The organism is Burkholderia sp. HAN2018, from assembly GCF_024704855.1.
GTDB lineage: Bacteria > Pseudomonadota > Gammaproteobacteria > Burkholderiales > Burkholderiaceae > Burkholderia > Burkholderia cepacia.
In genome coordinates this window covers 1-11804 of record NZ_QOBB01000216.1, presented here as the reverse complement: position 1 = coordinate 11804, position 11804 = coordinate 1, and the positions used below count along the sequence as shown (strand labels likewise).

General features: G+C 68.5%; 13 protein-coding genes and 2 pseudogenes. 6 read left to right on the top strand and 9 right to left on the bottom strand.

The window, feature by feature from the left end:
- Nucleotides 1-75: 75 nt before the first annotated feature.
- The 3 genes and pseudogenes from DPV74_RS33410 to DPV74_RS33400 all read right to left on the bottom strand — a co-directional run.
- Nucleotides 76-456, bottom strand: a pseudogene (locus DPV74_RS33410) (aldo/keto reductase); the annotation flags it as partial.
- An 82-nt stretch (nucleotides 457-538) separates the two neighbouring features.
- The gene (locus DPV74_RS33405; protein ID WP_091920277.1) at nucleotides 539-1300 is read right to left on the bottom strand and encodes an isocitrate lyase/phosphoenolpyruvate mutase family protein; all 762 of its coding nucleotides are present in this window, start codon (nucleotides 1298-1300) and stop codon (nucleotides 539-541) included.
- Entirely contained in the window at nucleotides 1297-2343 is a 1047-nt protein-coding gene (locus tag DPV74_RS33400) for a trans-acting enoyl reductase family protein (protein WP_119338735.1), read from the bottom strand. Before DPV74_RS33400 ends, DPV74_RS33405 begins: the two co-directional genes overlap by 4 nt.
- Nucleotides 2344-2460: 117 nt before the next feature.
- Here DPV74_RS33400 and DPV74_RS33395 point away from each other — a divergent pair, with 117 nt between their 5' ends.
- Nucleotides 2461-3072: a TetR/AcrR family transcriptional regulator gene (locus tag DPV74_RS33395; RefSeq protein WP_119338734.1), complete on the top strand. Its 612-nt coding sequence runs from the start codon at nucleotides 2461-2463 to the stop codon at nucleotides 3070-3072.
- A gap of 18 nt (nucleotides 3073-3090) precedes the next feature.
- On the opposite strand, the gene DPV74_RS33390 is transcribed toward DPV74_RS33395, so the two are convergent.
- On the bottom strand, nucleotides 3091-3558 hold the full coding sequence (locus DPV74_RS33390; protein ID WP_119338733.1) for a MarR family winged helix-turn-helix transcriptional regulator: 468 nt from the start codon (nucleotides 3556-3558) through the stop codon (nucleotides 3091-3093).
- Nucleotides 3559-3639: 81 nt separating this feature from the next.
- On the opposite strand from DPV74_RS33390, the gene DPV74_RS33385 reads away from it, so the two are divergent.
- On the top strand, nucleotides 3640-4008 hold the full coding sequence (locus DPV74_RS33385; protein ID WP_060208321.1) for a hypothetical protein: 369 nt from the start codon (nucleotides 3640-3642) through the stop codon (nucleotides 4006-4008).
- 86 nt (nucleotides 4009-4094) lie between these two features.
- Nucleotides 4095-4712 (top strand): glutathione S-transferase family protein, encoded by a 618-nt coding sequence (locus DPV74_RS33380; RefSeq protein WP_059693726.1) that lies wholly within the window; start codon nucleotides 4095-4097, stop codon nucleotides 4710-4712.
- 124 nt (nucleotides 4713-4836) lie between these two features.
- Here the strand turns inward: DPV74_RS33380 and DPV74_RS33375 are convergent, their stop codons facing one another.
- The 4 genes from DPV74_RS33375 to DPV74_RS33360 all read right to left on the bottom strand — a co-directional run bounded on the left by DPV74_RS33375 (nucleotide 4837) and on the right by DPV74_RS33360 (nucleotide 8860).
- Nucleotides 4837-5559, bottom strand: coding sequence for an HAD family hydrolase (locus tag DPV74_RS33375; RefSeq protein ID WP_060171390.1), 723 nt, complete (start codon nucleotides 5557-5559; stop codon nucleotides 4837-4839).
- 23 nt (nucleotides 5560-5582) lie between these two features.
- Complete coding sequence (locus DPV74_RS33370; RefSeq protein WP_119338732.1) at nucleotides 5583-6554, bottom strand: ornithine cyclodeaminase family protein; 972 nt, start codon at nucleotides 6552-6554, stop codon at nucleotides 5583-5585.
- A gap of 109 nt (nucleotides 6555-6663) precedes the next feature.
- Nucleotides 6664-7794, bottom strand: coding sequence for a DSD1 family PLP-dependent enzyme (locus DPV74_RS33365; protein WP_119338731.1), 1131 nt, complete (start codon nucleotides 7792-7794; stop codon nucleotides 6664-6666).
- Between the two features lie 139 nt (nucleotides 7795-7933).
- A complete protein-coding gene (locus tag DPV74_RS33360) occupies nucleotides 7934-8860 on the bottom strand; it encodes a LysR family transcriptional regulator (protein WP_091920268.1) in 927 nt (308 codons plus the stop codon).
- A 230-nt stretch (nucleotides 8861-9090) separates the two neighbouring features.
- On the opposite strand from DPV74_RS33360, the gene DPV74_RS33355 reads away from it, so the two are divergent.
- On the top strand, nucleotides 9091-9945 hold the full coding sequence (locus DPV74_RS33355) for a hypothetical protein (RefSeq protein WP_060064914.1): 855 nt from the start codon (nucleotides 9091-9093) through the stop codon (nucleotides 9943-9945).
- Between the two features lie 27 nt (nucleotides 9946-9972).
- Here DPV74_RS33355 and DPV74_RS33350 read toward each other — a convergent pair whose 3' ends face one another.
- A complete protein-coding gene (locus DPV74_RS33350; RefSeq protein WP_119338730.1) occupies nucleotides 9973-10887 on the bottom strand; it encodes an NAD(P)/FAD-dependent oxidoreductase in 915 nt (304 codons plus the stop codon).
- 139 nt (nucleotides 10888-11026) lie between these two features.
- On the opposite strand from DPV74_RS33350, the gene DPV74_RS33345 reads away from it, so the two are divergent.
- The gene (locus tag DPV74_RS33345; protein ID WP_119338729.1) at nucleotides 11027-11467 is read left to right on the top strand and encodes an Rrf2 family transcriptional regulator; all 441 of its coding nucleotides are present in this window, start codon (nucleotides 11027-11029) and stop codon (nucleotides 11465-11467) included.
- A gap of 250 nt (nucleotides 11468-11717) precedes the next feature.
- Nucleotides 11718-11804, top strand: a pseudogene (locus DPV74_RS33340) (DUF2760 domain-containing protein); the annotation flags it as partial.

The following is an 11804-nucleotide window of genomic DNA, read 5'->3' as shown; positions in this document are numbered from 1 at the left end:
CGTCGCTGCGTCCTGACCGGCCGGCAGGCCCGCTCGGTGGTGCAGGCCCGCCGGCGGCCGTCCGCTCGTCGAGCGTCAGGCGGTGCCGGCGCCCGCGATGCGGTCGAGGTCCGCGAGCGCATCGTCCGGCAACACGAGGCCGGACGCCGCGAGGTTCTCGTGCAGATGCGCGGCCGACGACGTGCCGCTAATCAGCAGGACGTTCGGCGCGCGGCGCAGCAGCCACGCGAGCGCGACCTGCATCGGCGTCGCGCCGACGCGCGCCGCCACGTCGGACAGTGTCGACGACTGCAGCGGCGGGAAGCCGCCGAGCGGAAAGTACGGCACGTAGGCGATGCCGTCGCGGGCGAGCGCGACGATCAGCGCATCGTCGCCGCGATGTGCGACGTTGTAGTGGTTCTGCACGCACACGATGTCGCAAATCCGCCGCCCCTGCGCGATCTGCGCGGGCGTGACGCCGCGCCAGTCGCGCAGCAACCGGCCCGGTTCATGCGGCGGCGCGTGCCGATCGCGGCGGCTGGCGTTCATCATGCATCGCCTAGCCGCCCTGCCTGACCATCTCCGCCAGCGTCTTCATCGCCTGCAGGTACGGATACGGCCCGTGACTGATGCGGGCCACGCCGTAGTCCGCGAGTTCGGCCAATGTCGGCGTTTCCGCGACGCGCATCACGTTCACCGGCAGCGGCGATGCGGCCGTCAGCGCACGAATGAGCGCCGGCGAGCGCAGCCCCGGCACGAAGAGCCCGTCGGCGCCGGCCGCCGCGTACGCGCGTGCGCGGGCCAGCGTGGCATCGAGCAGGCGCTCGTCGTGCGTGTCGGCCGGCGCCTTGAAGAACACGTCGGTACGCGCGTTGATGAAGTAGTCGGCGCCCGCGCGATCGGCCGCCTGCCGTGCTGCCGCGAGACGGGCTGCGGCAGCTTCGACGTCGCGCAGTTCGCCCGTCGCCGGAAAGCTGTCCTCGAGGTTGCAGCCGATCGCACCGGCCTCGATGCTGAGCGCGATCGTTTCGGCGACATCTTCCGGCCGCTCGCCGTACCCGCTTTCGAGATCGACGGTGACGGGCAGGTCGGTCGCGCGCGTGATGCGCTCGAGCACCTCCATCATGAGCGCGCGCGGCATCTGCTCGCCGTCGACGAACCCGTTGGCCGCCGCGACCGACCAGCTGCCGGTTGCCAGCGCGACGGCGCCCGCGTCGGCCGCCGTGCGCGCGCTGCCGGCGTCCCACACGTTGAATAGCGCCAGCGGCTGGCCCGCGCGGTGAAGCGACCGGAAATACGCGCCTTTCTCGTTGCTGCTCATGTTTGAGTCTCCTTGTGGAAAACCGGGTCGGTCGTCGTGCCGAACGATACTGCCACCGAATCGAGCGCCGCGAGAAAATCGCGCGCGTCGAACAGTTCGCCGAGACTGCGCACGCCGCGTGACACCACGGTGTTGCCCGTCATCAGGCGCACGGCGGCCTCGACGATGATCGGTGCGCTGACCGCGTAGATGTCGCGCCCGGACGCGGTCGCGCGGTGCGTCGTGCCGCCCTGCACGACGATCGCGTCCATCGCGAACTGCTGCGCCGAGCGGCCCAGCGCATCGGTCGGCGCGGGCGGCGGCGTGGCGGCATCGCGCACGTCGCGCAGCGCGAGCGTCGCGAGCCACGATTCGATCGTGTCGATGCGCAGGTGGCGCGAGAGCGTCATCACTTCCGAAAACGGCAGCAGCGTGACGTCGACCTGACCGATCGGCGGCGGGAACAGCCATGCGCGTTCGCGTGCGGTCGACGGCACCGGCGTCGGCTTTCCGTCCTGCTGCACGAGCCGTACCGCGCGGTTGCGTTCGCCCGTCGCGCGCGTGCCGCGCGTCGGGTGCCAGCGGTCGAGCCCGGTCGCGATATCGACGCGCTCGATCGGCTGGCTCTTGTCCACGACGGCCGTGACGAGCAGGTCGGCCAGGCCGCCGTAGAACGCCGCGGCCGGCACGACGGTCACGCCCGCGGCACGTGCCCGGGCATCGCAGTGTTCGGCCAGCGCCAGCACCGACGGCTGCTCGGCCGTCAGGTCGAGATAGGGGATGCCGGCCCGCAGTGCGGCATCGGCCAGCGGCAGCGCGGTATCGAGATACGGCCCCGCGCAGTTGATCACGGTATCCGCGCCGCGCAGCGCGGTGTCGAGCGCGGCCGGATCGTCGATCGCGGCGACGCGCGCGAGCGACGCTTCGCCGCCGCCTTCCGCGAGCCGCGCCGCATCGCGGCCGATGCGGATCGCGCGCAGGCCGCGCCGTGCCAGTTCGGCGACGACAAACCGCCCGGTATGACCCGTGACGCCATAGACTGCAACCGTCATTCGATCGTCCATGATCAACTCCGATACAGAACGGTCTGTTTTATAGTGCAGACCTGTATCGTCGTCAATCCCGCGGTGCTATGATCGGCTCACTGTTGAGGCAAGGGCGGCCAGCATGGCCGGGTCGGGATGAAAAAGGAAACAGGTACACCAGGGAACGCGCCCGATACGCGCGAACGCATTCTGCAAACGGCCAGCGAGCTGTTCTACCGGGAGGGCACGCGCGCGGTCGGCGTGGACCTGATCGTCGCGCAGGCGGGCGTGGCGAAGACGAGCCTCTATCGTTACTTCGCGACGAAGGACGACCTGATCGAAGCGTTCCTGCTGCGCGAGGACGCCGATTTCTGGGCGCATTGGGATGCGGTGGCCGCGCAGTACCGGCGCACGCCGCGCGAGGAACTGGATGCGCAGCTGCAATGGATCGGTGAACGCGTCGCGCGCCCCGGCTATCGCGGTTGCCCGCAGATCAACATCGCCGCCGAATACGCGGACGGCAATCATCCGGCCCGCAAGGTGGCCGTCGCGCACAAGCAGGAGCTGCGGCGCCGGCTGACCGAACTGGCGGGCGCGATGGGCGTCGACGAACCGGAAACCTTCGCGCTGCGGCTCGCGACCGTCATCGACGGCGCGCTGAGCAGCGGGCAGGCGCTGCATGCGCACGGGCCCGTGGCCTTCCTGCAGGAATTCGCCCAACTGCTGTTGCCGAAGAAGGGCCGGAAGCAGGCCGGCCTGCCGCGGTAAGTCGCGCGCCGGTTCCGTTCAGCCGCGTTCGGCCGGATCGACGGACAGCACACGCAACTGGCCGCGCAACTGATCGACTTCCCCCGGTGCGAACGGCCGTTCGATCTCGGCATGCGTCTGCTGCCACAGCGGAAATGCCTCGGCCAGCAGGTCGTGGCCGGCCTGCGTCAGTTCGAGCAGACGGCTGCGCCGGTCGTCCGGGTCCTGCGCGATCGTGACGAGGCCGCGCCGCTCGAGCGGTTTGAGCGCGGCCGTGAGCGTGGTGCGATCCATCGCGAGCACCGAGGCGACCGATTTCATCGGCGCCGGCTGCGGCCGGTTCAGCGACATCAGCAGCGAAAACTGGCCGTTGGTGAGGTCCAGCGGGCGCAGCACATCGTCGAAAATCCGCGCAAGATTGCGCGCCGCGCGCTGCATGTGCAGGCACAGGCAGCAATCGCGCACCGTCAGCGTCGTTTCGAAAGGGAGCTTTTCTTTTCGTGCCATGTTGCAATTGTGTTGATATCAACCTATCGTGTCAAGGTCGAGGCGCGGCAGTCCGTCGTGCCCGTCACCGGAGGAGGCGGCATGAGTGCTCAACAGCAGTTGTATCTCGCGGTATTTCTCGGCGCCAAGGATAGCCCGGCCATGAAGGCCTGGCTGGCGCTGCCGGATGACGAGCGGCGCACGCGCGAGCGCGACGGCATCGCCGCGTGGCATGCCTGGGTCGACCGCAATCGCGACGCGATCGTCGAGATGGGCGGGCCGCTCGGCAAGACGAAGACGATCGATGCGGCCGGCGTCACCGACACGGCGAACGCGATGAGCGGCTTTACCGTCGTGCGGGCGGCGTCGCACGACGCGGCCGCTGCATTGTTCGAAGGCCATCCGCATTTCACGCTGTTCCCGGGTGTGGCGATCGACGTGATGCCGGTGCTGGCGATTCCCGGCGCGTAAACGACGAGCGAGGCCAGGCGTTGCGGATCGGCGAGGCGCCGTGGCCGGCATGCGGAAATTTCCGACATTCTGGATGGAGACTGGCGATGAAGCTTTACGGATTTGCCGGCACCCGCACTCAGCGCGCGCTGTGGGGGCTGAAGGAGCTGGATGCCGACTTCGAGTTCGTCTCGGTGAACCTGCTCCAGGGCGAGCACAAGCGGCCCGAATTCCTGCGCCTCAATCCGGCCGGCAAGGTGCCCGTGCTGGTGGACGGCGACCTCGTGATTCCCGAATCGGCCGCGATCGTGCTGTATCTCGCGGACAAGTACCCGGAGAAGGCGCTGCTGCCGGTCGATCTGGCGCTGCGCGCGCAGGCCTACCGGTGGGTGATGTTCGCGGTGACGGAGCTCGAGCAGCCGCTGTGGCGGATCACGCGGCATTCGTTCCTCTATCCGCCGGAGAAGCGCTCGCCGGCCGACATCGAGCTGGCGCGCGAGGATTTCAGGACGATGGCCGCGATTCTGGACAAGCATCTGGAAGGGCGCGAGTTCATCGTCGGCGACACGCTGACGGTGGCCGATTGCGTGACGGCTTACCTGATCGACTGGGCCGGCGAATGCAACCTGATCGAATCGTTCCCGCAGCTGCGGGCGTACCTCGAACGGCTGTATGCGCGGCCGAAGGCGCCGCAGCGGATCGCGGACGCGCGCAAGGCGGCGTGAGCGTGCGGCGGCCGGCCATGGGCCGCATCGGCCAGGCCGGCCGTTCCGTTTGCGCAGTGGGCGAATGCCTGCCGGCCGCGTGTCATGGCGTTAAAGCGTGCGTCGCGCGCGCAGGCGCATACGCTCACGCTACGTCGTCAGGCCCGCCGAGCGCGCGACACAGCATCGACAGGTCGTTGAGCGTAAGGTGCGGCGCGGCGGCCTGCTGCTGCACACGTTCCGGTTCCGGATGCGTGTCGCGAACCACCCACGCTGCCTGAAGCCCCGCGTTCAACGCACCGACGATATCGAGGTGATAGTCGTCCCCGACGTGCAGCAGTTCCGCCGGCTGCACGTCGAGCGTTTCCGCCGCCGCATGGAAGATCCCGGGCTCCGGCTTCGCGACCCCGAACGCCTGCGCGCTGAGCGTCGCACGAAAGTATTCGCCGCCGCCGGTCATTTGCAGGTCGGCGTTGCCGTTGGTCACCGCGATCAACGGAAACCGCGCGCTCAACCACGCGAGCGCGGGCAACGCATCGTCATAGAATTCGACCCGGTTGCGCGCGGCAAAGAACGCCGCGTACGCGTGCTCGGCGAGCGCGACATCCTCGTTCGCACGCTCCAGCGCAAGCCGGATCGATCCGATCCTCATCGCACGGAAATCGCCGGCGAGCCCGGGGCACAATCGTTCGTATTCCTCACGCAACCCGCTCAGCGCCTGCTGCGTGGACAGCACGCGCGCGGTACCGGGCGCGTGCTCGATCAACCATGCGTGAAGCGCCGCTTCGGCCCGTACGACGGCCGGCCCGAACGGCCACAGGGTGTCGTCCAGGTCGAACGAGAGGGCGGAAACTTTGGCGAGACGCATGGCGGTTGACGAGAGGGTTTCGTTTACCACGGCCACGGAATGGAAATTCCGGTGCCGTTTTCGAGGGCCTGTCGATACAGGAAGCGGGCGACGGTCAGGTCCTGAAGCGCCAGCCCGGTCATGTCGAAGACGGTGATCTCGTGCGGCGCGCGGTCGAGCGACGCGGTTCCGGCGAGGATGTCACCGATTTCAGTGCGTGGCAAATCCGGCGCCCACTGGCACTCGCCGATGCTGCGTGCCTGATCGTGATCGTCCACGACGATGCGCGCGCGTTCCAGCACGCCTGCCGGAAGCTCGCGCTTGCCGGCCGTGTCGGCGCCGACGCAGGTCAGGTGGGTGCCCGGCCGAACCGCATCCGCATCGAACAGCGCGCCGCCGCCCGGTGTTGCCGTGATGACCAAGTCGCTATCGGCCACCGCGTCGTTCCGGTCGCGTGCCACGCCGATCGTGCATCGCTCCCGGAACGCCGATTCGAACTCCGGGTCGGGCTCGCCGCTGACGTTCACGTACCGCACCGTGCACCGTTGCGGCAGCAGCCCGAGCGCGTAGTCGAGCTGGACGCGCGCCTGCACGCCCGTGCCGAACACGCAGATTCGCGTGCTGTCGCGCCGCGCGAGCAGTTGCAGCCCGAGGCCGCCGGCGGCACCGGTTCGCGCGGTGGTGATCGCATTGCCGTCCATGATGCACAGCGGGCGGCCCGTGGCCGGATCGAACAGCGCGACGGTGGCCTGATGCGGTTCGCCGCCGAGCGCCCGGTTCCCGGGCCAGAACCCGGCCGCCTTGAAGCCGAGCAGTTCCTGGCGCGCGACGTCGCCCGACTTGATCCCGAATACGCCGCCCGTGTGCAGCTTCTCGCGAACCACCGGAAACACGCGTCCGGCCCGTTGACTGTGCAACACGAAGGCTTCGCGAACCGCCGCCGTCACTTGCGCGGCCTCGAGGGCGGGTTCGACGGCATCGCGGTCGAGAAGCAGGAGTCGGGCGTCTGTCGGCATGTTCGGGCAAGCGCTTTCGGCGCAACGCAAAACGAAGGTGTTTAAATCTTGTCCAGATTTGGACAAATAGTCAATGCATCGGCGACACGGTGCGGGCGCGCGGTTCGGCTCACCACCCGTAGAAGCGCGGCCACGCCTGCGCGCTGCCGTCGTCGCCGATCGCCTGATACTCGGGATGTTGCGCACCGGTGGCGCACGCGTGATTCGGCAGGATGCGCAGGCGGGTGCCGATCGGAAACCGGTGCGCGATGCCGGAGTCGGGCGCGCCCGCGCGCGACACGATCCCGTGCTCCTGGTTGGCGGCGCTCATCACGTAGTCGCCGAGCACGTCGCCGTGTTCGGTACAGACCTGCCCGTAGCCGAAATCGCGCGCCTGACGCTGCGTGCCGCGGTCGCGGCTCATCGCCATCCAGCCTGCGTCGACGATCGCCCAGCCTTTCTCTTCCTGGTGCCCGATGACGGTGGTCAGTACCGACAGCGCGATGTCGGACAGGTCGCACACGCCGATGTTGTGCATCACGAGGTCGAACATCACATACACGCCGGCACGCACCTCGGTGACGCCGTCGAGGTGTCGCGCCGCGAGCGCGGTGGGTGTCGAGCCGATACTCACGACCGGGCAGGGCAGCCCGGCGGCCCGGAGGCGTTCTGCCGCGCGCACGGTGCGGCTGCGCTCCTGTTCGGCGATGGCCGCCAGCGCTTCGGGCGTGCTGTATTCGTAGCTCGAGCCCGCGTGCGCCAGCACGCCGCCGAGCACGAGCCCGCCGTCGACCAGCGCGCGGCCCACGTCGATCAGCAGGCCCGCGTCGGGCGGGATCCCCGAGCGGTGGCCGTCGACGTCGACCTCGATCCACACTTCGAAGCGCTCGCCATGCGCGCGCCCGAATTCGGCGATCGCGTGTGCAGCCGGCAGGCTGTCCGTGACCAGCTTCAGGTCGCAGCCCTGCCGGCGCAGCGCGAGCGCCTGGCCGAGCTTCGCGGGCACCATGCCGACCGCATAGACGATGTCGCGGATACCGTGCGCGAAAAACTGTTCGGCTTCCTTGAGCGTCGACACCGTGACGCCTTGCGCGCCCGCGGCGATCTGGGCATCGACGACGTGCGTGCATTTGGTGGTCTTGACGTGCGGCCGGAACCTCACGCCGAGCGCATCCAGGTGTGCCTGCATGCGGCCGATGTTGTGACGCATGCGGCCGACGTCGATCAGGGCGGCCGGGGTGTTGAGGGTTTGAAGGTCCACGATGCGTTGCCTCGGAATGTTGCCGGTGCGAGCACTGTAGACGCGTCGACGGGCCGCGTGTTTAACGCAACGCTAATACGGCATTAAACACCGTTTAATCGACCGGATCGCGCGAGCCCGAGCCCGAACCCGGCGCCACTCATGCCTTGCCGCGCCACGGCGGCGGGCTCAGCAACCGCGTCGCGGCTTCGAGGAATACCCGTTGCCGCGCGGAACGGCCGGTGCGCGACGGCAGCAGCGCCGTGACCGGCGCGGGCGGCAGGTGCCAGTCGGGCAGCAACCGGACGAGCCTGCCGTTCGCGAGCAGCGGAGCGACATCCCACTCGGAGCGCTCGACGATCCCGAGCCCGGCCAGCGCCCATTCGGTGATGACGGTGCCGTCGTTGGAGGACAGCGCGCCGGTGACGCGGATCACGGCGGACCGGCGTGGTGCACCCTTGACGTCGCCGCCGGACGAGAAGCGCCATCGCGGGATGTCCTCGTCGTTCTCGCGCAGGCACAGGCAGTCGTATCGGGCCAGGTCGGACGGATGGTTCAATGCCTCGATGCGACGGGCATAAGCAGGGCTCGCGCACAGAAATCGCTCGTTGGGCGCAAGCGGATAGCCGATCCACGACGACGACTTGAGGCTGCCGACGTGCACGACCACGTCGGCCCCCGACGCGCTGGTCAACGGGCTGTCCGACAGGTGGAGCGTGATGTCGAGTTTCGGGTGCGCGCGCTGCAGGTCGCGCACGATCCGCGCGACGTACTTTCGCCCGAAGCCGAGCGGGGCGACGACGCGCAGCGTGCCCCGCACGTCGCCGTGGTCGCCTGAAATGCTGACCGGCAGCGCGTCCACGCGCTCGAGAATGTCGACGGCTTCCTGGTACAGCCGTTGCCCTTCGTCGGTCAACGCGATCCCTTTCGGCTGCCGCACCGCGAGCCTGGCGTTCAAGCGCGCTTCCATCCGCTGCAGGCGGATCGTGACCGCGGGCGGCGTGAGATCGAGCAGCCGGGCGGCGGAGGCCAGCGAGCGCGACGTACCGATCGCGCGTACGAGCCGAAGGTCGTCGAGGTCGAGCATTTCGTGTCTCTTAATGTGAACGATGCAGGGCATTAAACCGCATATCACGCGTCGTAGCCATCGAGGCGGCGGCGCGGGCGACATGGCCGGTGTCGACGGCTTAAAGAACGGTCGCGTTGCGCCGATATAGAGACGACGTCCGGCTTTCTGTGCAGCGTGTCCAGACCAGCACGGTGCATGCCGTGGAAGGCCGTGACCTATTCCAACGAAAAAATGGAGCCTCTCACCTTATGAAGTCCGTCTTTACCCGTCCCCTGGCAGGCCGCCTCGCAATCGTCGTCGCGGCCGCTTCGCTCGCCGCGTGCGGCGCGACGAACCCGCTTCAACAGGCCGGCCAGGGGATCATGGGCGCGCTGACGTCCGATGCGGGCCGGACCGACGTGTCGAGCCAGAAGCCGGTCGTCCTGAAGATTCCGAACGATCCCGGCATCCAGCCGCGCAAGGTCGCGCCGTATTCGACGGTCATCGTCCGCGATGTCGGCTACGACAGCCGCAGCGTGCAGGTCATCGCGAACGCGCAGTACTACCGGCTTCGCTTCGAGAACCTGACGCCCGGATCGTTCGTCGTCCATGCGCGTACGGACAACGGGGTCGCCGGGTCGGGCGTGAAGTACGACGTCAACTTCAACGTGCAGGAATCGCCGAAGGGTTATCAGGTCGCGTTTCAGCCGATGACGCGCAATGCCTATCAGCAGGGGCTGATCGGCAAGTTTCCGGTGCCGAACTTCAACGACGCTGACCTGCGCACGCAGTTGACGTCGCTGCAAATCGTCTACCGCTTCGAGGTGGATTCGCCGTACAACTCGGAATCGGTGACCGCGAACTTCATGCGTCTCGCGCGTCCGATGACCGCGCGGCAGGGCTGGGCCGATCCCGTGACGGGCAAGATCTACAGCAGCTACTTCGTGTCCACGCTGCATGGTCGCGACATGACGTATGTCACGCAGGTGTATCCGTACCACAACGGGTCGAAGGCGGTGATCACGGCGGTGATCACCGGTGTCGAAACCGCGCCGGATACGGTCGACTTCGGCGTGCTGATCAACGATGCGCGCCACATGCTCGAGAGCATCGCGAAGTCCTGATCGTGTGCCCCGGGGCTGCGCGCCGCGTCACGCGCGCAGCCCGGCAATCAGCGACCGATGCGCGGCGACCCCGGCCATCACGCCTGACGCCGACGCGAACGTCGCGTTGGTCATCGGCGTCGACGCGTCGCCGGCCACGAACACGCCGGCGACGTTCGTCTCTTTCCCCGCATCGACGCGCACGACAGGGCCGAGCGGCCCGTCGTCGAATGCACAGCCGAGCTGCTGCGCGAGATCGCTCGCCATTGCCGTACGCGCGCCGACGAACAGCGCATCGACCGGCACGACCTGCCCGTCGGCGAGCCGCAACGCTTCGATACGCGGCGCGTCGCCCAGGATTTCGACGACCGGCGAGCGCTCGATGCGTACGCCGCGCGCGTCGAGCAACGCGGCTTCTTCGTGGTTCGCTTCGACCACGCCCTGCGTGAACCACGTCGTCGGGCCCCAGTCCGGAATCAGGATCGCCTGGTGCACGGACAGCGGATGCGTGGCGAGCACGCCGAGCCGCCGGCCGCTCACCTCGTACCCATGGCAGTACGGACAATGCAGCACGCTGACGCCCCAGCGTTCGGCGAGCCCCGGCAGCGCGGGCAGTTCGTCGCGGATGCCGGTCGCGAGGATCAGCCGGTCGGCGCCGGCCCGGCTGCCGTCGGCCAGCGTCACGTGGAAGCGGCCGTCTGCATCGCGTTCGGCCGTGCGCACGTCGCCTGCGATCCGCTGCACGGTCGGATACGCGGCGAGTTGCGCGGCGGCTTCCTCGACGATCTGCGCGGGCGGCTTGCCGTCCTGCCCGAAAAAGCCGTGCGCGTGCGCGGCAAAGCGGTTGCGCGGCCGGCCGGCGTCGATCACGAGCACGCGGCGGCGCGCCCGCGCAAGCTGCATCGCGGCCGACAGCCCCGCAAAGCTGCCGCCGATCACGATCACTTCATGATGGTCATGCATGCACCCGCTCCTTTCCTGAACCTGCGTGAATGAAGGACGTGTTCCGATGGCATCCAACTCATGGAACACGAGAAGTTGCATGATAGGGCGGTGGTATCATTCACGCAACTTCAAAAGTTTCGAGAGAGGGGCGCCGCCCGTGAGAACCGATAGCCGCTTGTCGCGCATGCTGCACGTGCTGATCCACATGGACCAGGCCGACGGCCCGCTGACGTCGGAGACGATCGCGACGATGCTGGGCACGAACCCGGTGGTCGTGCGACGCCTGCTCGGCGGCTTGCGCGACCACGGCTACGTGCAGTCGGAGAAGGGACATGGCGGCGGGTGGGCGCTGAGTGTCGCGCTCGACGACATCACGCTGCTCGACGTCTATGGCGCGGTGGGCGAGCCGCCGCTGTTCTCCGATTTCGTCACCGACGACGAGGCCGAATGCCTGGTCGAGCAGGCCGTCAACGCGCACCTGTCGGCCACGCTGAAGGAGGCCGAGACGGCGCTGCTCGCGCGCTTCGGCGAAGTCACGCTCGGCATGCTGTCGCGCGATTTCGAAGCGAAGGCGGCCCGGCGGCGCAAGCCGCGCTGACGCGCTGCAGCATCGCGGCCGGGCACGGCCGCCGTGCGCGCCGGCGCGGCCGAAACCGTCGCGCCGCGATGTTCTGTCCCCCAACTTCTGCCCGGTTCGCCCGCCACAGGGCAAAATACGGGTTTTCCGCACCCGCGAGGGCGCGACCGAATCACGCGCCGGGCGGCGGCAGTGCGCAATCCGCACGCCGCCGCCGGGCGCCCAGGCAAGATCGCTCGCCGTGTCGCGAGCCCACAGGAGTCCAGACCTCATGCCCGAATCCAACCTGTCCTTCTTCGGCCGGCTGTCGCTTGCCGTCGGCACGTTCTTCTCCGTGCTCGGCAACCGCGAGTTCGCG

What these genes read in the sequence shown, in the direction of transcription:
- DPV74_RS33350 (WP_119338730.1), bottom strand. Translation starts at nt 10,887, where the DNA reads ATGCATGACCATCATGAAGTGATCGTGATCGGCGGCAGCTTTGCGGGG.
- DPV74_RS33370 (WP_119338732.1), bottom strand. Translation starts at nt 6,554, where the DNA reads ATGCCGACAGACGCCCGACTCCTGCTTCTCGACCGCGATGCCGTCGAA.
- DPV74_RS33405 (WP_091920277.1), bottom strand. Translation starts at nt 1,300, where the DNA reads ATGAGCAGCAACGAGAAAGGCGCGTATTTCCGGTCGCTTCACCGCGCG.
- DPV74_RS33375 (WP_060171390.1), bottom strand. Translation starts at nt 5,559, where the DNA reads ATGCGTCTCGCCAAAGTTTCCGCCCTCTCGTTCGACCTGGACGACACC.
- DPV74_RS33360 (WP_091920268.1), bottom strand. Translation starts at nt 8,860, where the DNA reads ATGCTCGACCTCGACGACCTTCGGCTCGTACGCGCGATCGGTACGTCG.
- DPV74_RS33400 (WP_119338735.1), bottom strand. Translation starts at nt 2,343, where the DNA reads ATGGACGATCGAATGACGGTTGCAGTCTATGGCGTCACGGGTCATACC.
- DPV74_RS33380 (WP_059693726.1), top strand. Translation starts at nt 4,095, where the DNA reads ATGAAGCTTTACGGATTTGCCGGCACCCGCACTCAGCGCGCGCTGTGG.
- DPV74_RS33385 (WP_060208321.1), top strand. Translation starts at nt 3,640, where the DNA reads ATGAGTGCTCAACAGCAGTTGTATCTCGCGGTATTTCTCGGCGCCAAG.
- DPV74_RS33390 (WP_119338733.1), bottom strand. Translation starts at nt 3,558, where the DNA reads ATGGCACGAAAAGAAAAGCTCCCTTTCGAAACGACGCTGACGGTGCGC.
- DPV74_RS33395 (WP_119338734.1), top strand. Translation starts at nt 2,461, where the DNA reads ATGAAAAAGGAAACAGGTACACCAGGGAACGCGCCCGATACGCGCGAA.
- DPV74_RS33355 (WP_060064914.1), top strand. Translation starts at nt 9,091, where the DNA reads ATGAAGTCCGTCTTTACCCGTCCCCTGGCAGGCCGCCTCGCAATCGTC.